20 protein-coding genes and 1 pseudogene are annotated in these 23,417 nt (G+C 72.6%); 9 read left to right on the top strand and 12 right to left on the bottom strand.

Annotated features, from left to right (window positions below):
• Positions 1-30: 30 nt before the first annotated feature.
• The 5 genes from hutH to ACFY0D_RS18385 all read right to left on the bottom strand — a co-directional run bounded on the left by hutH (position 31) and on the right by ACFY0D_RS18385 (position 6,075).
• A complete protein-coding gene (hutH, locus tag ACFY0D_RS18405) occupies positions 31-1,572 on the bottom strand; it encodes a histidine ammonia-lyase (RefSeq protein ID WP_390799350.1) in 1,542 nt (513 codons plus the stop codon).
• Positions 1,573-1,679: 107 nt separating this feature from the next.
• The gene (locus ACFY0D_RS18400) at positions 1,680-2,795 is read right to left on the bottom strand and encodes a GGDEF domain-containing protein (RefSeq protein ID WP_301367017.1); all 1,116 of its coding nucleotides are present in this window, start codon (positions 2,793-2,795) and stop codon (positions 1,680-1,682) included.
• Between the two features lie 102 nt (positions 2,796-2,897).
• Entirely contained in the window at positions 2,898-3,698 is an 801-nt protein-coding gene (locus ACFY0D_RS18395; RefSeq protein ID WP_390799241.1) for an enoyl-CoA hydratase/isomerase family protein, read from the bottom strand.
• Positions 3,699-3,852: 154 nt separating this feature from the next.
• Positions 3,853-5,016 (bottom strand): adenylate/guanylate cyclase domain-containing protein, encoded by a 1,164-nt coding sequence (locus tag ACFY0D_RS18390; protein ID WP_301367019.1) that lies wholly within the window; start codon positions 5,014-5,016, stop codon positions 3,853-3,855.
• 195 nt (positions 5,017-5,211) lie between these two features.
• A complete protein-coding gene (locus ACFY0D_RS18385) occupies positions 5,212-6,075 on the bottom strand; it encodes a biotin--[acetyl-CoA-carboxylase] ligase (protein ID WP_390799240.1) in 864 nt (287 codons plus the stop codon).
• A gap of 82 nt (positions 6,076-6,157) precedes the next feature.
• Between ACFY0D_RS18385 and ACFY0D_RS18380 the strand changes: the two are divergent.
• The 5 genes and pseudogenes from ACFY0D_RS18380 to ACFY0D_RS18360 all read left to right on the top strand — a co-directional run.
• Positions 6,158-6,295, top strand: a pseudogene (locus tag ACFY0D_RS18380) (helix-turn-helix domain-containing protein); the annotation flags it as partial.
• A 420-nt stretch (positions 6,296-6,715) separates the two neighbouring features.
• Positions 6,716-8,302 carry an acyl-CoA carboxylase subunit beta gene (locus ACFY0D_RS18375; protein ID WP_390799349.1) on the top strand — a complete coding sequence of 529 codons (1,587 nt, stop codon included), beginning with the start codon at positions 6,716-6,718 and terminating at the stop codon, positions 8,300-8,302.
• Positions 8,303-8,323: 21 nt separating this feature from the next.
• Complete coding sequence (locus tag ACFY0D_RS18370; protein ID WP_301374521.1) at positions 8,324-8,530, top strand: acyl-CoA carboxylase epsilon subunit; 207 nt, start codon at positions 8,324-8,326, stop codon at positions 8,528-8,530.
• An 80-nt stretch (positions 8,531-8,610) separates the two neighbouring features.
• Entirely contained in the window at positions 8,611-8,745 is a 135-nt protein-coding gene (gene mmpB / locus ACFY0D_RS18365; RefSeq protein WP_266817120.1) for a morphogenic membrane protein MmpB, read from the top strand.
• A 41-nt stretch (positions 8,746-8,786) separates the two neighbouring features.
• Complete coding sequence (locus ACFY0D_RS18360; protein ID WP_390799239.1) at positions 8,787-9,410, top strand: Maf family protein; 624 nt, start codon at positions 8,787-8,789, stop codon at positions 9,408-9,410.
• Here the strand turns inward: ACFY0D_RS18360 and ACFY0D_RS18355 are convergent.
• The gene (locus ACFY0D_RS18355; RefSeq protein WP_382542438.1) at positions 9,391-9,879 is read right to left on the bottom strand and encodes a hypothetical protein; all 489 of its coding nucleotides are present in this window, start codon (positions 9,877-9,879) and stop codon (positions 9,391-9,393) included. The two genes, ACFY0D_RS18360 and ACFY0D_RS18355, sit on opposite strands and share 20 nt — an antisense overlap.
• Positions 9,880-10,011: 132 nt before the next feature.
• Positions 10,012-11,652: an MFS transporter gene (locus ACFY0D_RS18350; protein WP_390799238.1), complete on the bottom strand. Its 1,641-nt coding sequence runs from the start codon at positions 11,650-11,652 to the stop codon at positions 10,012-10,014.
• Positions 11,653-12,291: 639 nt separating this feature from the next.
• Here ACFY0D_RS18350 and ACFY0D_RS18345 point away from each other — a divergent pair.
• Positions 12,292-14,055 (top strand): acetyl/propionyl/methylcrotonyl-CoA carboxylase subunit alpha, encoded by a 1,764-nt coding sequence (locus ACFY0D_RS18345; protein ID WP_390799237.1) that lies wholly within the window; start codon positions 12,292-12,294, stop codon positions 14,053-14,055.
• Positions 14,056-14,242: 187 nt separating this feature from the next.
• Here the strand turns inward: ACFY0D_RS18345 and ACFY0D_RS18340 are convergent, their stop codons facing one another.
• Complete coding sequence (locus ACFY0D_RS18340) at positions 14,243-15,193, bottom strand: DeoR/GlpR family DNA-binding transcription regulator (protein WP_189733088.1); 951 nt, start codon at positions 15,191-15,193, stop codon at positions 14,243-14,245.
• 175 nt (positions 15,194-15,368) lie between these two features.
• Positions 15,369-16,808, bottom strand: coding sequence for an NAD(P)H-quinone dehydrogenase (locus ACFY0D_RS18335; protein ID WP_390799236.1), 1,440 nt, complete (start codon positions 16,806-16,808; stop codon positions 15,369-15,371).
• Between the two features lie 173 nt (positions 16,809-16,981).
• On the opposite strand from ACFY0D_RS18335, the gene ACFY0D_RS18330 reads away from it, so the two are divergent.
• The 3 genes from ACFY0D_RS18330 (at position 16,982) to ACFY0D_RS18320 (ending at position 20,219) form a co-directional block, all read left to right on the top strand.
• Positions 16,982-17,419 carry a gamma-glutamylcyclotransferase gene (locus ACFY0D_RS18330; protein ID WP_030012228.1) on the top strand — a complete coding sequence of 146 codons (438 nt, stop codon included), beginning with the start codon at positions 16,982-16,984 and terminating at the stop codon, positions 17,417-17,419.
• A 300-nt stretch (positions 17,420-17,719) separates the two neighbouring features.
• Complete coding sequence (locus tag ACFY0D_RS18325; protein WP_030012483.1) at positions 17,720-18,526, top strand: purine-nucleoside phosphorylase; 807 nt, start codon at positions 17,720-17,722, stop codon at positions 18,524-18,526.
• A gap of 28 nt (positions 18,527-18,554) precedes the next feature.
• Complete coding sequence (locus ACFY0D_RS18320) at positions 18,555-20,219, top strand: phospho-sugar mutase (RefSeq protein WP_390799235.1); 1,665 nt, start codon at positions 18,555-18,557, stop codon at positions 20,217-20,219.
• A 390-nt stretch (positions 20,220-20,609) separates the two neighbouring features.
• Here ACFY0D_RS18320 and ACFY0D_RS18315 read toward each other — a convergent pair whose 3' ends face one another.
• Genes ACFY0D_RS18315 through afsQ1 form a run of 3 tightly spaced genes read right to left on the bottom strand, consistent with a single transcriptional unit; the run spans position 20,610 to position 23,393 of the window.
• Entirely contained in the window at positions 20,610-21,239 is a 630-nt protein-coding gene (locus ACFY0D_RS18315) for a hypothetical protein (RefSeq protein ID WP_390799234.1), read from the bottom strand.
• Positions 21,232-22,662, bottom strand: a complete 1,431-nt coding sequence (locus ACFY0D_RS18310; protein WP_390799348.1) for an ATP-binding protein — start codon at positions 22,660-22,662, stop codon at positions 21,232-21,234. The genes ACFY0D_RS18315 and ACFY0D_RS18310 overlap by 8 nt, the downstream gene beginning before the upstream one ends.
• 53 nt (positions 22,663-22,715) lie before the next feature.
• On the bottom strand, positions 22,716-23,393 hold the full coding sequence (gene afsQ1 / locus ACFY0D_RS18305) for a two-component system response regulator AfsQ1 (RefSeq protein ID WP_063754818.1): 678 nt from the start codon (positions 23,391-23,393) through the stop codon (positions 22,716-22,718).
• Positions 23,394-23,417: the final 24 nt, after the last annotated feature.

Genomic DNA, 23,417 nt, shown 5'->3' with positions numbered 1-23,417 from the left:
GCGGCCCTTCGCCGCGTACGCGGCCTGCCGTCAGGCGAGCGGACCCGTCACCGGCTCCACCGCGGCCAGGAGGCCGCCGGTACGGATGAACTCGTCGGCGGCGGCCAGGTCGGGCGCGAGGAAACGATCCGGCCCGGGACCCTGCACACCCGCCGCGCGGGCGGCCGCGATCGCGGCCTGGCTGGCCGGGGCCGGGGTCAAGCCGTGGCGCAGCTCGATGGCGCGGGTGGCCGCGTAGAGCTCGATCGCGATGATCCGCGTCAGGTTGTCGACGGCCGTACGGAGCTTGCGCGCGGCCGACCAGCCCATCGAGACGTGGTCCTCCTGCATGGCGGAGGAGGGGATCGAGTCGGCCGAGGCCGGCACCGCGAGCCGCTTCATCTCGCTGACCAGGGCGGCCTGCGTGTACTGGGCGATCATCAGACCGGAGTCCACGCCGGCGTCGTCCGCGAGGAACGGCGGCAGGCCGTGAGAGCGGTTCTTGTCGAGCAGCCGGTCGGTGCGGCGCTCGGCGATGGAACCGAGGTCGGCGGCCGCGATGGCGAGGAAGTCCAGCACGTAGGCGACCGGGGCCCCGTGGAAGTTGCCGTTGGACTCCACGCGCCCGTCGGGCAGCACCACCGGGTTGTCGACGGCGGCGGCCAGCTCGCGGGAGGCCACCAGGGCGGCGTGCGCCATGGTGTCGCGGCCGGCGCCGGCGACCTGCGGGGCGCAGCGCACGGAGTAGGCGTCCTGCACGCGCGGGGCGGTCTCCTCCTGGTAGTGGCGGACCAGCCCGGAGCCCTTCAGGACGGCGGCCATGTTCGCGGCGGAGGCACCCTGGCCCGGGTGCGGACGGATGGCGTGCAGCTCGGGCTGGAGCACCTTCTCGGTGCCGAGCAGCGCCTCCAGGGTGAGGGCGGCGGTGATGTCGGCGGAGGTGTAGAGCTTGCCGAGGTCGGCGAGGGCCATGACCAGCATGCCGAGCATGCCGTCGGTGCCGTTGAGGAGGGCGAGGCCCTCCTTCTCGCGAAGCACGACGGGCTCGATGCCGGCTTCGGCGAGCAGTTCACCGGCGGGGCGGACGGTGCCGTCCGGGCCCTCGGCGTCGCCCTCGCCCATGAGGGCGAGCGCGCAGTGGGACAGCGGCGCGAGGTCGCCGGAGCAGCCCAGGGAGCCGTACTCGTGGACGACGGGGGTGATCCCGGCGTTGAGCACGTCGGCCATGGTCTGCGCGACGGAGGGGCGTACGCCGGTGTGACCGGAGGCGACGGTCTTGAGGCGGAGGAACATCAGCGCGCGGACGACCTCCCGCTCGACGCGCGGGCCCATGCCGGCGGCGTGCGAGCGGACGATGTTGCGCTGGAGCTGGGCACGCAGCTCGGGGCTGATGTGCCGGGAGGCGAGCGCACCGAACCCGGTGGACACGCCGTAGACGGGCTCGGGCTTGGCGGCGAGGGCGTCGACGATCTCACGGGCCCGGGCGAGTGCGCCCTGCGCCTCCGCGGAGAGCTCGACGCGTGCGTTGCCGCGGGCTACGGCGATGACGTCCTCGGCGGTGGTCCCGGACGTCCCCACCACGACAGTGTGCATATCCATATTCAGCACCCTACGGATTGAATCGCTTCATGTCACTAGCTGGTTTCGTCACGATCGCGACGCGGTTGGACCCCTTACGGACCGGTAGCGCGAGCGGCCGGTCACTGACGGCCGCGGAAGCGGCGGCGCTCCCCGGGAGCCTCTTCGGCGGCGGCGTCCGCGAGCCGGACCACCGCGGTGTCCCGGCCCGCCACGACGGGCTTCGGCGAGCGCGCGGCCTTCGCCTTGTACTGGGCGGCGTCCGCCAGCCGGAACAGCCTCCGGGAGGACTTCACCAGCCCGATCGGGTCCCCGGTGGAGGCCACGCCGCAGGCCACCCCCTCACCGAGCTCCAGCTCGGCCGCCCGGGTGCACACCTCCTCGGTGACGCGCACGATCTCGTCCGCCGTCGGGCCGACCCCGACCAGGCAGAACTCGTCGCCGCCGAGCCGGGCCACCAGCGATCCGGGCAGCATGGCCCCGCACAGGCTCAGGACCGATCCGAACCGCTCCAGGAGCCGGTCGCCCATGGCGTGGCCGAGGGTGTCGTTGACCTTCTTCAGCCCGTTCAGGTCGCAGACGACGAGGCTGACGACCACCCCGGTCCGCCGGTGCTCCTCCAGGGCCTCGTCGAGCCGCATGTCGACCGCCCGCCGGTTCGCGAGCCCGGTCAGCGGGTCGGTGAAGGCGAGCCGCCGGGCCTCCTCCAGCCGCTCGTTCTGCGCGAGACCGGCCGCGACCACGGCGGCGAGCACGGTGGCGAAATCGGCGTCGTCCTCGTCGAAGTCGGGCAGCCCCTCGTCCCGCGCGACGTACAGCTCGCCCCAGGCGCGGCCGCTGAGCACGATGGGCGCGACCACACAGGTCCCGCGGCCGCGGCGGCGCAGGGCCTCCCCGCGCCGCCCGGGCCGGTCACCCACGGCGCTCTCGACCCAGGCGTGCGGACCGCCGCCGCCCACCCAGAGCTCGTGCAGGAACTCGGTGATCTCGGGGAAGTCGTGCACGGGGTAGGACTCGTCCTCGGGGAACTCCTCCTCGCCCGCCCGCCGCTCGCCCTCGTTCACGAGCACCCGCAGGCGCCCCCGCTCCCGCTCCCACGCGGAGATCGCGGCGAACGAGCCGTCGAGCGCCACGCGCGCCCCCCGCGCGGCCGCCCGCACACTGTCCCGCGGCGCGCAGGCCGCGGCCATCGCCTGAGCGAGTCCCACCACGGCTCGTAGCCGCCCGTCAACTCCCATCACCCCAGGCTAGGGACTTTTGTTAGATTTGGAGACAATTGGCGCGACTTTCGGTGCCGCCAAGATCACCAAGGGTGATCGGCGGCACCGGGGCTCGGGCGGCTACTCCCCCGGCCAGTTCGGCTTGCGCTTCTCGTTGAACGCCGCGACGCCCTCCACCCGGTCGCCCGAGAAGGCCACCGTCCGCCAGGCCGCGTCCTCGATCTCCAGACCGGCCTCCAGGTCCATCCCGTGCCCCAGCCGCAGCGCCCGCTTGGCCGCCCGCAGACCCACCGGGGAGTTCGCCGCCATCCGGGACGCCAGCGCCAGCGCCTCCGCCGTGTCCTGGCCGGCCGGGACCACCGAGTCCACCAGCCCCAGGGACAGCGCCTCGGCCGCCTCCACCCGGCGCGCCGTGAAGATCAGCTCGGCGGCCCGCGCCGCACCCACCCGGCGCGGCAGCAGCTGCGTGCCTCCGCCGCCGGGGATCACGCCCACCGACACCTCGGGCAGGCCCACCACCGCCGCCTCGTCGGCGACGATCACGTCGCAGGCCAGGGCCAGCTCGAAGCCGCCGCCCAGCGCGAACCCGTGCACCGCCGCGATCGTGGGCATCGGCAGCGCCAGCACGCCCCCGTACGCGCCCCGCGTGGTCGGCCGCTGCCGGACCAGCTCGGTGTCCGAGAGGGAGTTCCGCTCCTTGAGGTCCGCGCCGACGCAGAAGGCCCGCTCCGCGGTGGAGGACAGCACCACCACCCGCACCGACGGGTCCGCCGCGAGCGCCGCACAGGCGGCGCCGATCGACCGGGCCATCTCCGTCGACACCGCGTTCATCGCCTTGGGGCGGTCCATCGCCAGCTCCGCGACGTGCCCGTCGCCCTCCCGACGTACCGCGACGAACTCTCCGAAGCGCTGCTCAGACATGCCTGCGACCCTCCCGGTTAACGAGCGTTATCGCCGCACTCTAGTGCGCGGGGAGGCCATCGGGTCAAGGCTGCGCCGCTGCGGGGCACGGCTGCGCCCCGGCCCGTCGGCAGGAGGTACGGGGCCGCCCGCCCGCTCGGGGCCCGCAGTCGCGTCAGGCGGGGTTCTTGGGCTTGCGCCGCGTCAGCGACCAGGGCTCCACGACGCCGAGCCCGCGCACCGGCCGCTGCCACATCGGCTGCAGCGCGAACCGGTAGGACGCACCCTCGTCGGGGGCCGTCTCGGCCTCCTTCTCCGACACCGGAGCGGCCCCGGTCCGGGAAAGTTCCTCGGCCATCGCCCCGTCCACCAGGACCGCGTCCTTGGGGGCTATCGACGTGAGCCGGCTGGCCAGGTTCACCGTGGTCCCGAAGACATCGCCCATCCGGGTGGTCACCGTGCCGAAGGCGATCCCGACCCGCAGCTCGGGCATCTGCGCGTCGAGCTCCATCGTCTCGATCAGCCGCAGCGCGATCTCCGCCGCCGTCGCCGCGTCGTCGGCGCAGTACAGCACCTCGTCACCGAGGGTCTTGATCAGCCGGCCGCCGTGCGCGGCCACCAGGTCCGCCGCGGTCGTCTCGAAGGACTCGACCAGCTCGCCGAGCTCCTCCTCCTCCAGCCGCCGCGTCAGGCGCGTGAAGCCCACCAGGTCGGCGAAGCCCACCGCGAGCCGCCGGTCGACCATCTCGTCGTCGTCGGCCACCTGCACCACGCGCCCGGTCGCGGCCGCCAGCTGGCGCCGCCACACGTAGACGAGGAACTCCTCCAGCTCGGGCAGCAGCAGCTCCACCAGGGGGTACGTGACCTCCGTACGGGTCATGCCCGGCTCCGGCGGCTCCGTCAGCCCCTCCAGGAACGAGTCGATCTGCCACTCCGCCAGCCGGGCCGTGGTCTGCCCGGTGGACCGCGCCACCTGCACGGCCATCGGCTCGGACAGCAGCCCGGCCTCCACCAGACCGGCCAGCCGGCGCAGGGCCAGCACGTCGGCCTCGGTGAGCGCCCGGGCCTGCCCGATGTCGGCGAAGCCCATGGCCCGCCAGAAGCGCGAGGCCAGCTCCATGGACACGCCCGCGCTCCGGGCGGCCTGGAAGGGCGTGTACCGGCGCTCGGCACCGAGGATCAGCTGCTCCAGCCGGATGGCGAGCGGATCCGCCGTCGGCTGGGCCGTGTGATCGACCTCGTGGTGCGGAGTGTGCTGGTCACGGCCGATCGGGGTGCCCGGGCCGGACGCGGAGCCGCCACCGGCGGACGCGCTGGACGTAGGGTCGTCGACGGTCAAGGGCCGCCTCCTGTCCATTCCGTGCGCACTGCCCTGCGAACCGGTTGATCACCACGAGCACCGGGATCGCCTAAACCATACGGCAGGTGTGCCGTAGCTCACTCCCCCTCCCCGCTTCCGGCCCGCCCGCGACCGGGTGCGGGCTCCGGGGCCGCGGCCCCGGGTGCGGCGCCGCACCCGGCACCCGCGCCCCTGTCAGTGCACGGAACGCAGGTGGATGACGTCGCCCGCACCCACCGTCTCGTGCCGGTCCTCGGCCGTACGGATCACCAGGCGGCCATCGGTGTCCACCGCTTCGGCCGTTCCGGTGAGGGTGCGCCCGCCGGGCAGTTCCGCGCGGACGTGCCGGCCGAGGGTCGCGCAGCCCGCCGCGTAGGTCTCCTGGAGGCCGCTGGCCGCGGGGTCGCCGCCGGCCGCGCGCCAGTTCCCGTACCACTCCTCCAGGGACCGCAGGACGGCCCGCAGCAGCGGGTCACGGTCGGTCACGGAGGCCTTGGCCAGCGCCAGCGACCCCGCGGCCGGTACCGGCAGCTCGTCCTCGGTCAGGCTGACGTTGAGCCCGATCCCGAGGACCACGCCGTCCTCGACCCGCTCGGCGAGGATCCCGCCGGTCTTGCGCTCCTCGCCGTCCACGCTGACCAGCAGGTCGTTGGGCCACTTGAGGGCGGTGTCCACGCCGGCCGCCCGGGAGAGCCCGGTCGCGGTGGCCACGCCGGCCAGCAGGGTCAGCCACCCCCACCGCTCCTGCGGCACCGCGTCGCCCGGCTTGAGCAGGACGGAGAAGAACAGCCCCGACCGCGCGGGCGCGACCCAGCTCCGGTCGAGGCGCCCGCGCCCGGCACTCTGCTCCTCGGCTACGAGCACGGCCCCCTCGGGCAGCTCCGCCGCCCGGGTGGCGAGGTCGGTATTGGTGGACCCGGTACTGGCGACGACCTCCACGGAGGTCCACAGCCCGTCCCCGGTGACGAGGGCTCTCTGGAGGGCGGCGGCATTGAGGGGCGGCCGGTCCAGGCTCGACCAGCGACCGGCGGAGGCACCTGCTGAGGCATCTGATGGCATGATCGGATTCCTTACGTCGCCGTGTGTGATCCTCTGACCCGGGATTGCGTTCGGATCTTGCCTGACCCTAGCTTCCCGCCCTGTGGGGAATTCTGCGGTAAAGAGGGCATTCAAGTTCCGCTTCTACCCCGACGACGCGCAGGCCGCGGAACTGTCCCGAACCTTCGGGTGCGTGCGGAAGGTCCACGACCCGGCGCTCTCCGCCCGAGCCGTGGCCTGGACCCGTCGGGAGCGAGTGGGCCACGCGCAGACCTCCGCCCTGCTCACCGCCTGGAAGCGGACCGGTGAACTGGCCTATCCGGCCGAGGTGTCCTGCGTGCCCCTCCAGCAGGCGCTGCGACACCTCCAGAGCGCGGTCGCCGCGTTCCGGGAGGAGCGGTCGCGCTGCCCACGCTTCGCGTCCGCCACCGGACGTGCACGGACTGCGGTACGGCCCACGACCGCGACGGGCAGGAAACCTCACCCGCGAGGGTGGGATCCCTTCCCCTTAAGGAAGGCAGCGAGGCCAGGCAAGCCACATCAGGTGTGTCAAACGCCGCACTGCCGAGCGCCATGCCCGCCGATACGCTACGCACCAGTAGCCAGCAGTAGTCAATCAATTGACCAGGCAGTTGACACCACGCAGGGAGCCGCGACCCCGATGTCACATCCGTCAGAGCCGATCGACATGCACACCACCGCGGGCAAGATCGCGGATCTGCAGCGCCGCATCGACGAAGCCACCCACGCCGGGTCCGCGCGTGCCGTGGAGAAGCAGCACGCCAAGGGCAAGCTGACGGCGCGTGAGCGGGTTGCCCTGCTGCTGGACGAGGGATCCTTCGTCGAGCTCGACGAGTTCGCCCGGCACCGTTCCACCAGCTTCGGGCTGGAGAAGACCCGGCCCTACGGCGACGGCGTCGTCACCGGCTACGGCACGGTGGACGGCCGCCCGGTGGCCGTGTTCTCGCAGGACTTCACCGTCTTCGGCGGGGCTCTCGGCGAGACCTACGGCCAGAAGATCATGAAGGTCATGGACTTCGCGCTGAAGACCGGATGCCCGCTCGTCGGCATCAACGACTCCGGCGGCGCCCGGATCCAGGAGGGCGTCAGCGCGCTGGGCATGTACGGGGAGATCTTCCGCCGCAACGTCCACGCGTCCGGCGTGATCCCGCAGATCAGCCTGGTCGTCGGGCCCTGTGCGGGCGGCGCCGTGTACTCCCCGGCCATCACCGACTTCACGGTCATGGTCGACCAGACCTCGCACATGTTCATCACCGGCCCGGACGTCATCAAGACGGTCACCGGCGAGGACGTCGGCTTCGAGGAGCTGGGCGGGGCGCGCACGCACAACAGCACGTCCGGCGTCGCGCACCACATGGCGGGCGACGAGAAGGACGCCATCGAGTACGTGAAGTCACTGCTCGCGTACCTGCCGTCGAACAACCTCTCCGAGCCGCCCGCCTTCCCGGAGGAGGCGGACACCGAGGTCTCCGACGCCGACCGCGAGCTCGACGTACTGATCCCGGACAGCGCCAACCAGCCGTACGACATGCACACCGTGATCGAGCACGTGCTCGACGACGCGGAGTTCCTGGAGACGCAGGCGCTCTTCGCGCCGAACATCCTGACCGGCTTCGGCCGCGTCGAGGGCCACCCGGTGGGTGTCGTCGCCAACCAGCCGATGCAGTTCGCCGGCTGCCTGGACATCGACGCCTCCGAGAAGGCGGCGCGGTTCGTCCGGACCTGCGACGCCTTCAACATCCCGGTGCTGACCTTCGTGGACGTCCCGGGCTTCCTTCCGGGCACCGACCAGGAGTACAACGGAATCATCCGGCGCGGCGCGAAGCTGATCTACGCGTACGCCGAGGCCACCGTTCCGCTGATCACCGTCATCACCCGCAAGGCCTTCGGCGGTGCGTACGACGTCATGGGCTCCAAGCACCTCGGCGCGGACCTGAACCTGGCCTGGCCGACCGCGCAGATCGCCGTCATGGGCGCGCAGGGTGCCGTGAACATCCTGCACCGCCGGACCATCGCGGAGGCGGACAATGTGGAGGAGACCCGGGCACGGCTCATCGCCGAGTACGAGGACGCGCTGCTCAACCCGTACACGGCGGCCGAGCGCGGGTACATCGACGCGGTGACCATGCCGTCCGAGACCCGGGCGCACGTGGTGAAGGGGCTGCGGCAGCTGCGTACCAAGCGGGAGTCCCTGCCCCCGAAGAAGCACGGCAACATCCCGCTCTAGCCCCTCCAGGAGGACTCTGTGGTGATCAAGGTCGTCAAGGGCAACCCGACCCCGGAGGAGCTGGCCGCCGCACTGGCGGTGGTCCAAGCGCGCGCGGCGGTGCTGGCCATGGCTCCGTCGGGCGCTCCGCCGGTCGCGGACGAGTGGTCGGCGCCGGCCCGGGTGGCCCGGCGCCGGGTTCCGCATCCGGGACCGCGGGCCTGGGGCCGTACGTACTGGCCCGCGTAGCCCGACGTGGTGTGAACGGACGGTGGCGCCTGAGTACCCGTACTCAGGCGCCACACCCGTTCCCGGGCCAGGATCGAGGCATGCTCTGGTCCGACCCGAAGAACGAGCCGCCCAAGGACATGCGCGACGCGCAGGCGATGATCCGGCGGCTGACCCTGGTGCTCGCCATCGCCATGCTCGTGGTGGTGTACGTCCTGGGTGTGGGCCACTTCTAGACGCTGTCCGGGGGGTGCGGGCCGCGCCTACGATGGCCTCCATGACTGCGACACCTGACCCCTCGACGACCGGGCGCAAGCTCGTCCTCGCCTCCGCCTCCCCCGCCCGGCTGAACCTGCTGCGGCAGGCCGGGCTCGCCCCGCACGTGATCGTCAGCGGGTTCGACGAGGACACCCTGAACCACGACGAGCCGGCCGCCCTGGCGCTGGCCCTGGCCGAGGCGAAGGCCGCCGTCGTGGCGGGGCTGGACGAGGCCGCGGGCGCGCTGGTGATCGGCTGCGACTCGGTGCTGGAGCTGGACGGCGAGGCGCTGGGCAAGCCGGCGGACGCCGAGGAGGCCACCGCGCGCTGGAAGTCGATGCGCGGACGGTCGGGCGTGCTGCGCACCGGGCACTGCGTGATCGACACGGCGGACGGCCGCCAGGTCTCGGCCACGGCGTCGACGACGGTCCGGTTCGGTGAGCCCACGGACGCGGAGGTGGCGGCGTACGTGGCGAGCGGGGAGCCCCTGCACGTGGCGGGGGCGTTCACCCTGGACGGGCTGTCGGCGCCGTTCATCGACGGCATCGACGGGGATCACGGCAACGTCATCGGACTGTCGCTGCCGCTGCTGCGTTCCCTGCTGGGCGAACTGGACGTGTCCATCACGGACTTGTGGGCTTGAGCTCCCCGTACGGCGGCGGAGGCGGCAGGGGTGGGGTGTCCCCGCCCGCATCGCCCTCGCCGCCGCCGTTCCCGTCGGTCCGGGCGGCGTAGGACGTCAGGGTCAGTACGAGGAGACACAGGATCAGCATCATCGTCGCGAAGGCGGCCCAGGTGACCAGGACGACGCAGAGGATGCCGAGCACCCCGTGGATGACGGCGCCGCCGATGAGCACGACGCGGCCGAAGCGGCCCGGGGAGCGGTCGCGGAGCGCGGTGACGGCGGCGAGCACGGCGCACAGGACGAGGAAGGCGCCCATGCCCGCCCCCATGGCGTAAGTCGCCTTGGACATGACGTCCGGATCGCTGCCCGCGATCGACATCGACTGGTTCGCCGTGGTCCGGCCCAGCACGATGTGGACGAGCACGAGCACCGCCGCTTCCACGACGAGCACGATCGCAGCCAGTCCGGCCACGAGTCTTCGCAGCACGATGCCCCCACCCCCACGTGTCACAAGCCCGTTCGACGCCCTGGAGGCTACTAACGGGTAGCCCGGCGGGCAAGACATCCGCGCACCCGGCTTGCGGACGCCTCCCGCCCCGCGGCAGGCCGTACGGCGGGACTACGACGACGACTTCGGCTTCTTCTCCCGCGGCCAGACGGTGTACGACCAGGACCAGATGGTGTCGATCACCCAGATCGTCAGCCAGATCCGGCCGACCCAGACCAGCGGTCCGCGCTGCTCGCCGGGCACGCCGCCGTCCGTGATCTGCCACACGAGCCAGCTGGAGTCCAGGGCCCACAGGACCAGCTGCCCCAGCGCGAACGCGGCCGTGTGGATGTACCACTCCCGCCGCTCCTTGCGTGCGTGGGCCTTCGGCCCGGGGTCGGTCTCCGCCGACGGCTGCCGCGCCGCTTCCCGCTCGCTCATGTCCGTGTCCGTGTCCGTGTCCGTGTCCGTGTCCGTGTCCGTGTCCGTGCCCCTGTCCGTGCCCATGCCCGTCTCCGCGTCCCCGCCCGTGTCGATGTCGATGTCCTCCCGGTCCGCCCGGTCCTCTCCCGCGCCGCCGGTCCGCGGCCCGGCCTTCTTCCTGTCCTGCGCCAGGCCCAGGGTGCGGACCGCGTACGGCACCACGAGCGCCCCCACGACCGAGGTGGCCGCGGCAGCCCCGCAGGCGGCCGCCCAGCCGGCCTCCTCGTAGAGCAGGCCCATCACCAGTGGACCGGCCACCACACCGGCCAGGCGGGCGCTCTCGTACAGGCCCATGGCCCGGCCGATCCGCCCCCCGGAGGCGGCGGCCACGGTCGCCTGCTCCACCGGGATCTGCGCGGCGAAACAGGCGGCGGCCACGGTCCACAGGACGGCGATGGCCGGCGGCGTGGAGAGCACCGCGAGCCCCGCGGCGAACAGCGCACTCGCCGCGAACGAGGTCACCATGGCCGGCGTACGGCCCAGCCGGTCGGTGAGGTGGTGCGCGTGCGCCGGCAGCAGGACGAACACCACGAAGCCGGGGGCGAAGACCAGCGCGATCTCGTTCGGGGACAGCCCCAGGTCCGCCTGCAGCCGCAGCAGCAGGAGCATCCACAGCCCCGCCTCGGCGGCGGCCGTCACCGCGGACACCGCCATCAGCGGCAGCAGCCGGCGCTCCGCGGCGCCCCACCGCTCCCGGCGCCCGGTCGCGGCGCCCGCCCGCTCCTGGCGGGGTCCGCGCAGCAGTGAGGCCATGGCCACCGCGCAGGCGGCGCTGCCCAGCCAGAACAGCAGCGGATAGCCGCCGCGTTCCAGCAGCGAGAACGCCACCAGGTAGCCGACGAAGGCGCCCTGACCCTCCGCCGACAGCAACTTGCCGTACGCGGAGGTGCCGTCACCGTCCTGCGCCCGCTGCCCGGTCCAGGCCCGCAGCGCGACCCAGAACAGGGCACCGCCGGCGCCGCCCAGACCCGCCGCGGCGAAGGCCACCGCCAGCGAGTCGGCGAGCGCGTACCCCGCGAACGACAGGGCGTACAGACCCGCACCGGCCGCGGCCACCCGCCGCTGGTCGAAGCGGTCGGCCAGTTCCCCGGCCAGCGGGCGCACGATCAGCGACAGCACCGCCTCGAAGGCGATCAGCGCGCCGACCACGGAGGCCCCCGCGCCCAGCGTCGACCCGGCCCACAGCGGCAGCAGGAAATCGAGCACCTCCGCCGGGGCGCTCGCGAACAGCGCCGCCGACAGGACCCGGCGCCCGGCCGGATCCGCGGGCGCCTTCGTCCCGGCGCTCACGCTTCGGCGGCCGGTGAGCAGCACCCGGCCCCTGCCGCGTCGGACCGGGTGGGAACGGGCTCCGGGAAGGAGTCCTGTAACGCCATGTGCCTCGCCCTCGTCTCGCCGTCGTCTCGTCGTGGTCGCGTCGTGGTCGCGCCGTCGCCGTTCGCGCGCCGTCCGTAAGACGCCGTTCGGCCCGCCCGGGTTGTCAACTCGCCGGTATCACCGCCGCCGCACGGTCGCGGGCCCCGATGTCGTCCATCCGTAGGACACGCCCGGCGCGCTGCCGCCCGCCCGGGCCCGTGCGGGCCGCATCGCTGTGGGTACGGTGTTGTCCCTGTTCGCCCTGCGGGACGACCGGGCTACCAATCAGTAAACAAGGGGACAACTCCTCTCACGACCGCAAAGAAACCGTGGGCCGTTCGTAGGGACTCGACAAAGAATCACCCGGGGCCGCTGACCGGGGGGACAGAGACCTTGGATACACGACGGGGTTACTGTGCAGTCGGGGATCCCCCTGACCTGGGGCGCCACAAGGGTTCCCCGGCGGATCGGCCCTCGCATCACACTCTGTGTGGGCAAGGTCACCACCGGGGAAGGGTCGAAAGGCCGTGTGGGCTGTCCCTAAACTCAGCTTGTTTCAAGGAGGGAGCCATCGTGCGCAAGGTGCTCATCGCCAACCGTGGCGAAATCGCTGTCCGCGTTGCTCGGGCCTGCCGGGACGCCGGGATCGGGAGCGTAGCCGTCTACGCCGATCCGGACCGGGACGCTCTGCACGTCCGCGCGGCCGACGAAGCTTTCGCGTTGGGCGGTGACACCCCGGCCGCCAGCTACCTGGACATCTCCAAGGTCCTCCAGGCCGCAGCCGACTCCGGTGCGGACGCCATCCATCCCGGATACGGCTTCCTCTCCGAGAACGCCGACTTCGCCCAGGCCGTGATCGACGCCGGCCTGACCTGGATCGGTCCGCCGCCGCAGGCCATCCGTGACCTCGGCGACAAGGTGGCCGCCCGTCACATCGCCCAGCGCGCCGGGGCGCCGCTGGTCGCCGGTACGCCGGACCCGGTCTCCGGGTCCGAGGAGGTCGTCGCCTTCGCCAAGGAGCACGGCCTGCCGATCGCCATCAAGGCGGCCTTCGGTGGTGGCGGTCGCGGTCTGAAGGTCGCCCGCACCCTCGAAGAGGTGCCGGAGCTCTACGACTCCGCCGTCCGCGAGGCCATCGCCGCCTTCGGCCGCGGCGAGTGCTTCGTCGAGCGCTACCTCGACAAGCCCCGCCACGTCGAGACCCAGTGCCTGGCCGACTCGCACGGCAACGTCGTCGTCGTGTCGACCCGTGACTGCTCGCTCCAGCGCCGCCACCAGAAGCTCGTGGAGGAGGCCCCGGCGCCGTTCCTGACCGAGGCTCAGAACGCGGAGCTGTACGCCGCCTCCAAGGCCATCCTGAAGGAAGCCGGCTACGTCGGCGCCGGCACCGTCGAGTTCCTCGTCTCCGCCGACGGTCTGATCTCCTTCCTGGAGGTCAACACCCGCCTCCAGGTCGAGCACCCGGTCACCGAAGAGGTCTCCGGCATCGACCTGGTCCGCGAGATGTTCCGCATCGCCGACGGCGAGGAGCTCGGCTACGGCGACCCGGTCCTGCGCGGCCACTCCATCGAGTTCCGCATCAACGGCGAGGACCCGGGCCGCGGCTTCCTCCCGGCGCCCGGCACGGTGACGAAGTTCGCCGCGCCGTCCGGCCCGGGCGTCCGCCTCGACGCGGGCGTCGAGTCCGGCTCCGTGATCGGACCGGCCTGGGACTCGCTCCTGGCCAAGCTGATCGTCACCGGTGCCACCCGCGAGCAGGCCCTGCAGCGCGCCGCCCGCGCGCTCGCCGAGTTCGAGGTCGAGGGCATGGCCACGGCCATCCCCTTCCACCGTGCGGTCGTCGCCGACCCGGCGTTCGCCCCCACGGACGGCAGCCCCTTCACCGTCTTCACCCGGTGGATCGAGACCGAGTTCGTCAACGAGATCCCGGCGTTCACGGCCCCGGCCGCGGAGGACACGGAGGACGAGCCGGGCCGCGAGACGGTGGTCGTCGAGGTCGGCGGCAAGCGCCTTGAGGTCTCGCTCCCGTCGTCCCTGGGCATGACCCTGGCCCGCACGGCCGCCGCCGGTGGCGCGAAGCCGAAGCGCCGCGCGGCCAAGAAGTCCGGCCCGGCCGCCTCCGGCGACACCCTCGCCTCGCCGATGCAGGGCACGATCGTCAAGGTCGCGGTCGAGGAGGGCCAGCAGGTCAACGAGGGCGACCTGGTCGTCGTACTCGAAGCCATGAAGATGGAGCAGCCGCTGAACGCGCACCGCTCCGGCACCGTGGTCGGCCTCACCGCCGAGGTCGGCGCGTCCGTCACCTCGGGCGCCACGATCTGCGAGATCAAGGACTGACGTCCTTCGACGGGGTTCCCGGGGCTTCCCGCCCCGGGGGCCCCGTTTCGCATGTGCGGCGCCGTTCCGGGGGCGCTGCCCCCAGACCCCCGCGCCTGAAACGCCGGCGGGGCTGATCTCTCAGCCCCGCCGGCGTTCGAGGCGCGGGGGTCTGGGGGCAGCGCCCCCCGTGCACGGCCCGCCGGGGCTAGCGGCGGCGCATGTCCGCCACGCGGGCCCGCTCCGCCTGCGGCTCCAGCATCCCGCCGGCCGCACTCCGCAGCTGCGCCGTCGGCCCGCCCCGCCGCTGCACCGGCAGCGGCGACTCGCGGCGCGGCCGCCGCCCCTGCATCCCGTCCACACCGCCGGAGGCCACCGCCCCGCCGGCCACGGTGATCTGCACGCCCTGGTCCGCCAGCGCCTGCAGCTCCGTACCCGCCCGGTCGTCGTGCGGTGGCGGCTCGTCCGTCACCAGCCGCGTCATCACATCGGTGGGCACGGTCTGGAACATGGTGTCGGTACCGAGCTTCGTGTGGTCGGCCAGCACCACCACCTCCGCCGCCGCCTGCACCAGCGCCCGGTCCACGCTGGCGGACAGCATGTTGGACGTGGACAGCCCGCGCTCGGCGGTCAGACCGCTGCCCGACAGGAAGGCCCGGGAGACCCGCAGCCCCTGGAGGGACTGCTCGGCTCCGCTGCCCACGAGGGCGTAGTTGGACCCGCGCAGGGTGCCGCCGGTCATGACCACCTCCACCCGGTTCGCGTGGGCCAGGGCCTGGGCGACGAGCAGCGAGTTGGTGACGACGGTCAGTCCGGGCACGCGGGCGAGCCGGCGGGCCAGCTCCTGCGTCGTGGTGCCCGCGCCGACGACGACGGCCTCGCCCTCTTCCACGAGGGAGGCCGCGACATCGGCAATGGCGGTCTTCTCCGCCGTCGCGAGATGGGACTTTTGCGGAAAGCCGGACTCCCGCGTGAAACCGCCCGGCAAGACCGCACCGCCGTGTCGGCGGTCGAGGAGTCCTTCTGCCTCCAGTGCCCGCACGTCCCGCCGTACGGTCACTTCGGAGGTCTGGACGACGCGGGCGAGCTCCCGGAGCGAAACCGCTCCGTTGGCCCGCACCATTTCGAGGATCAATTGGCGACGTTCTGCAGCGAACACGAAACTGACAGTAACCCCAACGACCGTCTGCTTTCAGCTCTTTACGCCGGAATACCGAAGTTGTCCATAAGGCGGGGCGACTAGTGGTATACGCAGCCCGAGAGTTGCGTGAACTTCTCGCCACGAATCAGCGCCCCGCCCCAAACCCCTTACGGCATGCGGCGGTTAGCCGGGATCAGGCCTCCCCGGCGGCCTTTCGCGTGTGAAGCTGGCGGGCCACCTCGGCGATCGAGCCGGAGAGCGAGGGGTACACGGTGAACGCGTTTGCGATCTGCTCGACCGTCAGGTTGTTGTCGACGGCGATCGAGATGGGGTGGATCAGCTCGCTCGCGCGCGGGGAGACGACCACACCGCCGACGACGATGCCGGTGCCCGGACGGCAGAACAGCTTCACGAAGCCGTCCCGGATGCCCTGCATCTTGGCGCGCGGGTTGCGCAGCAGCGGGAGCTTCACCACGCGGGCGTCGATCTTGCCGGCGTCCACGTCCGCCTGGGTGTAGCCGACGGTGGCGATCTCGGGGTCGGTGAAGACGTTCGAGGAGACCGTCTTGAGGTTCAGCGGGGCCACCGCGTCACCGAGGAAGTGGTACATCGCGATGCGGCCCTGCATCGCCGCGACCGACGCGAGCGCGAAGACGCCCGTGACGTCACCGGCGGCGTACACGCCGGGCGCGGAGGTGCGCGAGACCTTGTCGGTCCAGATGTGCCCGGAGTCCTTGAGCCGGACGCCGGACTCCTCCAGGTTCATGTTCTTGGTGTTGGGGATCGCGCCGACCGCCATCAGGCAGTGCGTCCCGGTCAGCACGCGGCCGTCGGAGAGGGTGACCTCGACCCGGTCGCCCACCCGCTTGGCGGATTCGGCGCGCGAGCGCCCCACGACGTTCATGCCGCGGCGCCGGAACACGTCCTCCAGCACGGCGGCGGCGTCCGGGTCCTCACCGGGCAGCACGCGGTCGCGGGAGGACACGAGGGTCACCCGGGAGCCGAGGGCCTGGTACGCGCCGGCGAACTCGGCGCCGGTCACACCGGAGCCGACCACGATGAGCTCCTCGGGGAGCTCGTCGAGGTCGTAGACCTGGGTCCAGTTCAGGATCCGCTCGCCGTCGGGCATCGCGTCCGGGATCTCACGGGGGTGGCCGCCGGTCGCGATCAGCACGGCGTCGGCCGTCAGGATCGTCTCGGTGCCGTCGGCGGCGGTGACGATGACGTCCCGGGTGCCGTCGATGCCCTGCGGCCCGCCGAGCTTGCCGCGGCCGCGCACCACGCGGGCGCCGGCCCGGGTGACGGAGGCGGTGATGTCGTGCGACTGGGCGAGCGCGAGGCGCTTGACACGCCGGTTCACCTTGCCGAGGTCCACGCCGACGACGCGCGCGGCCTGCTCGATGTGCGGGGTGTCGTCCGCGACGACGATGCCGAGCTCCTCGTACGAGGAGTCGAAGGTCGTCATCACCTCGGCGGTCGCGATCAAAGTCTTGGAAGGTACGCAGTCGGTCAGGACCGAGGCCCCGCCCAGACCGTCGCAGTCGACGACGGTCACCTCCGCGCCGAGCTGGGCCCCCACCAGGGCTGCCTCATACCCGCCGGGTCCGCCGCCGATGATCACGATCCGGGTCACGAAAAGTCCGCCTCACGTCTACCCGGCCGGCTGCCGCCCCGGCCGGTGTTCCGGGGGGTCTCCCCGGGGGATGCATTCCGTGCTCCATTGTCCCGCACGCTTCAAGGTGCTTCGCGCCCGGTCCCGCCATCCGGGCACGCGTGCACCGGCACCCCTCCCGTACTCTCGACCACATGTCGCTCTACGCCGCGTACGCCGGCAACCTCGACCCGCGGCTGATGACGCGCCGCGCTCCGCATTCGCCGCTGCGCGGCACGGGCTGGATCAACGACTGGCGGCTGACCTTCGGCGGCGAGCAGATGGGCTGGGAGGGCGCTCTCGCCACGATCGTCGAAGCCCCGCGCCACCAGGTCTTCGTCGCGCTGTACGACATCGCGCCGCTGGACGAGGACTCGATGGACCGCTGGGAGGGTGTCGGGCTCGACATCTACCGCCGGATGCGGGTGCGCGTGCACACGCTGGACGGCGAGGAGGCGGCCTGGGTGTACGTCCTGAACGGCTACGAGGGCGGCCTGCCCTCGGCGCGCTACCTCGGCGAGATCGCAGACGCCGCCGAGTCCGCGGGCGCCCCCCACGACTACGTGATGGAAATCCGCAAGCGCCCCTGCTGACCCCCTGCGGGGCTGCTCGACCGATTCAGCCCCGCCACGGCGCGGGTCCGGGCCTGCGCCTGCGGCACGGCGCCAAGGGCAGAGGCCCCGCTGTTCCAGCCCGCCAGGGGACACCTCCTTGGGGCGGAGCCCCGGTCTTTCGGCTCCGCCGACACCCACGGCGCGAGGCCCCCGGCCGGGCACCGCACGGCCCCCGCCACCCCTTCGGGGACGTTTCGGCGGAAACGACAAGGCAACGATCCGAACACCGTGAGCTGTGCCATCTACGCGCGTAGGCCCGAAGGAGTTACGCTCGTCCGCGTGAACGCATCTGTTACCGACCCCTTCGCCGCCGCCGACGCCGCAGCCGCCCGCCTGCGTGAGCTGACCGGCGTGGACACCCACGATGTCGCCCTCGTCATGGGCTCCGGATGGGCCCCCGCCGCAGAGGCGCTCGGCGCCCCCGAGGCCGAGTTCCTCGTCACCGAGCTGCCCGGCTTCCCGCCCGCCGCCGTCGAGGGCCACGGCGGCAAGATCCGCTCGTACAAGATCGGCGACAAGCGCGCCCTGGTCTTCCTCGGCCGGACCCACTACTACGAGGGCCGCGGCGTCGCCGCCGTCGCCCACGGCGTGCGCACCGCCGTCGCCGCCGGCTGCAAGACCGTCGTGCTGACCAACGGCTGCGGCGGTCTGCGCGAGGGCATGAAGCCCGGCCAGCCCGTCCTGATCAGCGACCACCTCAACCTGACGGCCACCTCGCCGATCGTCGGCGCGAACTTCGTCGACCTCACCGACCTGTACTCGCCGCGCCTGCGCGCGATGTGCAAGGAGATCGACGCGAGCCTCGAAGAGGGCGTCTACGTCCAGTTCCCCGGCCCGCACTACGAGACCCCGGCCGAGATCAACATGATCCGCGTCATGGGCGCCGACCTGGTCGGCATGTCCACCGTCCTGGAGGCCATCGCCGCCCGTGAGGCCGGCGCCGAGGTGCTCGGCATCTCCCTGGTCACCAACCTGGCGGCGGGCCTGTCCGGCGAGCCGCTGAACCACGAAGAGGTCCTCCAGGCCGGCCGCGACTCGGCCGCCCGCATGGGCACGCTGCTGACGCAGGTCCTCGCCCGCATCTGATCGACGTACGAGAGCTAAGGCGGAAGCAGTGCAGGAACAGGCACAGGCACAGGCACAGGACGACCTGATCATCCGGGCGCAGGCCTGGCTGGCCGAGGACCCGGACCCGGAGACGGCCGCGGAACTGGCCGCGCTCATCGAGGCCGGCGACACCGCGGAGCTCGCGGACCGTTTCTCGGGCACCCTGCAGTTCGGCACCGCCGGACTGCGCGGTGAGATCGGCGCCGGCCCGATGCGGATGAACCGCGGTGTGGTCATCCGGGCCGCGGCGGGCCTCGCGGCCTACCTGAAGGCCCAGGGCCACGACGGCGGCCTGGTCGTCGTCGGCTACGACGCCCGCTACAAGTCGGCGGACTTCGCCCGCGACACCGCGGCCGTCATGACCGGCGCCGGGCTGCGCGCGGCCCTCCTGCCCCGCCCACTGCCGACGCCCGTCCTCGCGTACGCGATAAGGCACCTCGGCGCCGTCGCCGGCGTCGAGGTGACCGCGAGCCACAACCCGCCCCGGGACAACGGCTACAAGGTCTACCTCGGCGACGGCTCGCAGATCGTCTCCCCGGCCGACACCGAGATCGCGGCGCAGATCGCGGCGGTCGGGAAGCTGGCCGACGTACCGCGCCCCGAGGCGGGCTGGCAGGAGCTCGGCGACGAGGTCCTGGAGGCCTACCTGGCGCGCACGGACGCCGTCCTGACCCCCGGCTCCCCCCGGGGCGTGCGGACCGTCTACACGGCCATGCACGGCGTCGGCAAGGACGTCGTCATGGCGGCCTTCGCCCGGCACGGCTTCCCGGAGCCGGTGCTCGTCGCCGAGCAGGCCGAGCCCGACCCGGCCTTCCCGACCGTGGCGTTCCCGAACCCGGAGGAGCCGGGCGCGATGGACCTGGCCTTCGCGAAGGCCGCCGAGGTCCGGCCCGACGTCGTGATCGCCAACGACCCGGACGCGGACCGCTGCGCCGTGGCCGTGCCCACCGTGGACGGCTGGCGGATGCTGCGCGGCGACGAGGTCGGCGCGCTGCTGGCGGCCCACCTGGTCCACAAGGGCGCACGGGGCGTCTTCGCCGAGTCCATCGTCTCCTCCAGCCTCCTGGGCCGGATCGCGGAGGCGGCGGGCGTCGGCTACGAGGAGACCCTCACCGGCTTCAAGTGGATCGCCCGCGTCGAGGGCCTGCGCTACGGCTACGAGGAGGCGCTCGGCTACTGCGTGGACCCCGAGGGCGTCCGCGACAAGGACGGCGTCACCGCCGCCCTGCTGGTGGCGGAGCTGGCCTCGGTGCTCAAGGAGCAGGGCCGCACCCTGACCGACCTGCTGGACGACCTGGCGATGGCCCACGGCCTGCACGCCACGGACCAGCTGTCGGTGCGCGTCTCGGACCTGTCGATCATCGCCGACGCGATGGCGGCGCTGCGCGCGCAGCCGCCGGTGTCGCTGGCGGGCCTGCGGGTGGTCTCGGCGGAGGATCTGTCCAAGGGCACGGAGAGCCTCCCGCCCACGGACGGCCTGCGCTACTACCTGGACGGCGAGTACAAGGCCCGGGTCATCGCCCGCCCGTCGGGTACCGAGCCCAAGCTGAAGTGCTACCTGGAGGTCGTGGTCCCGGTGGCCGAGGCCTCCGACCTGGCGGCGGCCCGCGTCCGCGGCCAGGAGGTCCTGGACGCGATCAAGAAGGACCTCTCGGTGGCCATGGGCATCTAGTCCTTCCCGCGCCGCTCGCGCGCCTCGGCCCAGGGGGCCTCACCGGCTTCGCGCCGCTGCGCCGGACTCCGTCCGTCGGGCACGAAGCCGGGGCTTCGGCCCCCTGCCCGGCCCGGTCCCGTCCCGTCCGGCGGGACCGGGCCATCAACTCCTCTCGGCCCCTTGAGCTCCGGCTCGGGGGCCGGTGGCGTTTTTCGGCGGCCTCGGCGGGACCGGGCGTCGGGCGCGCCGCGCCGAAGCGCGGCGATCCTGCCGGCCTCCACGACAGGGCCGGACGCACGCCGGCCGGAGGCCGGCGCAGCGGCGCGAAGCCGGGAGGCGCCCCGGCGCCGAGCCGCGCGAGCGGCGCGTGGAGAAGGAGTGCGGCGCGTGGAGAAGGAGTGCGGCGCGTCAGGAAGGAGTGGGGGTCGGGCGGACCAGTTCGCCCAGCGTCGGGACCGACTCCGGCCGCGAGCGGACCGCCTCCGTGCATTCCCACGTCCGCGGCGGATCGGCGTCCGGACCGCCCAGGGTCACCGGGCCCGGGGTCGCCTTCAGGGCCTCGCTGCCCGCCAGCGTGCACACGATCTGCGAGAGCGCCACCGGCGGCAGGTCCTCCGGCTTGCGGCTGAGCCGCACCGTGCCCGCCGGGTCGCCCGCCCTCGGCGCTCCCGCCGACAGCCCGACCGGGACCTCGCTCGTGAAGCCCGCGTCCCGCTCCTCCGTGGTCGGCGTCCGCTCCAGCGCTTCCAGCAGCGCCTGCGCGACCATCGCCAGGGGGTCCCGTACGAGCTTCTTCTCGGGCACCGGAACCACTCGCTCCACGCCCACCAGCTGCGATCCGCAGACCAGTTCCACCGTGGCCCGGAAGCCCTGCACCCCGCTCGGCTGCTCCTGCGTGTCGCACGACACCCGTGACGGTGCCGCGCCCACGTCCACCGGTACGGTCGTCGCCCGGATCCCGCAGGCCGACGTCGCGAGCAGCAGGACCCCGACGAACGGGACCAGCACCGCCGGCACCACCGGCAGAGCCCTACGCATCCTCGTCACCCGCGATCACCTTTCCCACGTCCACCGGCAGCCGCAGCGTGAACAGCGCCCCGCCGCCCGCCACGTTGGCGGCCGTGATGTCGCCGCCGTGGATGTGCGCGTTCTCCATGGCGATCGACAGGCCGAGCCCGCTGCCGTCCGACTTCGGCCGCGACGCGCTCGCCTTGTAGAACCGGTCGAAGACGTGCGGCAGGACCTCCTCGGGGATGCCCGGACCGTTGTCCTGGACCGCGATCACCAGCCACTCCCCCTCCACCGTGACCGACACCCGTACCGGCGAGCCGCCGTGCTTGAGCGCGTTGCCGATCAGGTTGGCGAGGATGACGTCGAGGCGGCGCGGGTCGAGGCGGGCCACGATGCCCCGCTCGGCGTCGAGTTCGACCGCGTCGAGCCAGGCCCGGGCGTCGATGCAGGCCGTGACCTGGTCGGCGACGTTCACGTCGTCCAGCACCAGCCTGGCCGTACCCGCGTCGAAGCGGGTGACCTCCATCAGGTTCTCCACCAGGTCGTTGAGGCGGCGTGTCTCGCTGACGACGAGCGCCACGGCCGGTGCGATCATCGGATCGAGGTCGTCGACCTCCTCCTCCAGCACCTCGGCGACCGCCGTCAGCGCGGTCAGCGGCGTCCGCAGCTCGTGCGACATGTCCGCGACGAAGCGCCGGCTCGACTCCTCCCGCGCGCTCATGTCGGCGACCTTCTTCTCCAGCGCCTCGGCCGTCTTGTTGAAGGTGTGCGACAGGTCGGCGAGTTCGTCCGTGCCCGACACGTCGAGGCGGTGGTCGAGCTCGCCCTCGCCGAGCCGCCGCGCCGCGTCCCCGAGCCGCTGTACGGGCTTGAGCACGGTACGGGCCGCGGCCTGCGCCAGCAGGGCGGAGCCGAGCAGCGCGAGACCGGTGGCGATGGTCAGCGACCAGCCGAGCGCGTTCAGGTCGTCCCGCTCCTGCGCGAGGGACTTGGACATGTAGCCGGTGAGCCCGCCGCCCACGATCCGCGTCCCGCCGACCAGGTACGGATTGCCGCGCGGCTTCGTCCGCTGCCAGTACACGTGGTACTCGGAGTCGTTCGCGGCGGTGGTCTTCTGCCGGTCGTTCACCGCGTTCTGCAGGGACTTCGGTACGTTGGCCAGCCCGAAGGAATCGGGCCCCGCCGCGCCGAAGATCTGCCGGTTGTCCTTGCCCACCTGCACCAGCAGGACGCTGTATCCGGGGCTGCTGCCCGCCATCAGTTCGGCGGTGCGCTGCAGCTCCTCGGCGGTGGGGTCGGCGGGCAGCGCGGCGGCCCGGTTCTGCATCTCCTGCCGGAAGTCGCCGAGGGCCGCGTCCTGGACGCGGGTGAGGACGGCCTCGCGGTTGAGCCAGTAGGCGATGCCCGAGGCCGAGACCGCGGCCGTCAGCGCGACCAGGCAGAACACCATGAGGAGCCGCAGCCGCAGGCTGGTCCAGCGCCGGCCCGCGAGCAACGCGCGGATCACTGCGGTGAGTCCAGGCGGTAGCCGACGCCCCGGACGGTACGGATCAGGGTGGGCGAGGACGGCACGTCCTCGACCTTGGCGCGCAGCCGCTGCACGCAGGCGTCGACGAGGCGCGAGTCACCGAGGTAGTCGTGCTCCCAGACCAGCCGCAGCAGCTGCTGGCGGGAGAGCGCCTGCCCGGGCCGGCGGCTCAGTTCGAGCAGCAGCCGCAGCTCGGTCGGCGTGAGCTGCAGGTCCTCGCCGTTCTTCGTCACGGTCATGGCGGCCCGGTCGATGACCAGGGAGCCGAAGCTCGCCGAGTCGCTCGACTCGCGCTCGCCGCGGCGCAGTACGGCCCGGATCCGGGCGTCGAGGACCCGGCCCTGGACGGGCTTGACCACGTAGTCGTCGGCTCCGGACTCCAGTCCGACGACCACGTCGATGTCATCGCTGCGCGCGGTGAGCAGGATGATCGGCAGCTGGTCGGTGCGGCGGATCCGCCGGCACACCTCGAAGCCGTCGATCCCGGGCAGCATCACGTCCAGCACGATCAGATCCGGCCGCTGCTCGCGCAGCAGTTTCAGGCCGTCCTCGCCCGTCGCCGCGGTGGCCACACGGTGGCCCTGGCGAGACAGGGAGAGTTCGAGGGCCGTGCGGATGGCGTCGTCGTCCTCGATCAGCAACAGGAAAGGCACGGGCTCATTCTGTCCCATCGGCAG

Source organism: Streptomyces sp. NPDC001502 (genome assembly GCF_042894785.1).
Classification (GTDB): Bacteria; Actinomycetota; Actinomycetes; order Streptomycetales; family Streptomycetaceae; genus Streptomyces; species Streptomyces kutzneri.
This window is presented reverse-complemented; position numbering and strand designations above follow the sequence as displayed.

Coding starts and splice junctions, on each gene's coding strand:
- hutH (WP_390799350.1), bottom strand. CDS start 1,572: ATGCACACTGTCGTGGTGGGGACGTCCGGGACCACCGCCGAGGACGTC.
- ACFY0D_RS18400 (WP_301367017.1), bottom strand. CDS start 2,795: ATGGGAGTTGACGGGCGGCTACGAGCCGTGGTGGGACTCGCTCAGGCG.
- ACFY0D_RS18395 (WP_390799241.1), bottom strand. CDS start 3,698: ATGTCTGAGCAGCGCTTCGGAGAGTTCGTCGCGGTACGTCGGGAGGGC.
- ACFY0D_RS18385 (WP_390799240.1), bottom strand. CDS start 6,075: ATGCCATCAGATGCCTCAGCAGGTGCCTCCGCCGGTCGCTGGTCGAGC.
- ACFY0D_RS18375 (WP_390799349.1), top strand. CDS start 6,716: ATGTCACATCCGTCAGAGCCGATCGACATGCACACCACCGCGGGCAAG.
- mmpB (WP_266817120.1), top strand. CDS start 8,611: ATGCTCTGGTCCGACCCGAAGAACGAGCCGCCCAAGGACATGCGCGAC.
- ACFY0D_RS18360 (WP_390799239.1), top strand. CDS start 8,787: ATGACTGCGACACCTGACCCCTCGACGACCGGGCGCAAGCTCGTCCTC.
- ACFY0D_RS18330 (WP_030012228.1), top strand. CDS start 16,982: ATGTCGCTCTACGCCGCGTACGCCGGCAACCTCGACCCGCGGCTGATG.
- ACFY0D_RS18315 (WP_390799234.1), bottom strand. CDS start 21,239: ATGCGTAGGGCTCTGCCGGTGGTGCCGGCGGTGCTGGTCCCGTTCGTC.
- ACFY0D_RS18310 (WP_390799348.1), bottom strand. CDS start 22,662: ATGGTGTTCTGCCTGGTCGCGCTGACGGCCGCGGTCTCGGCCTCGGGC.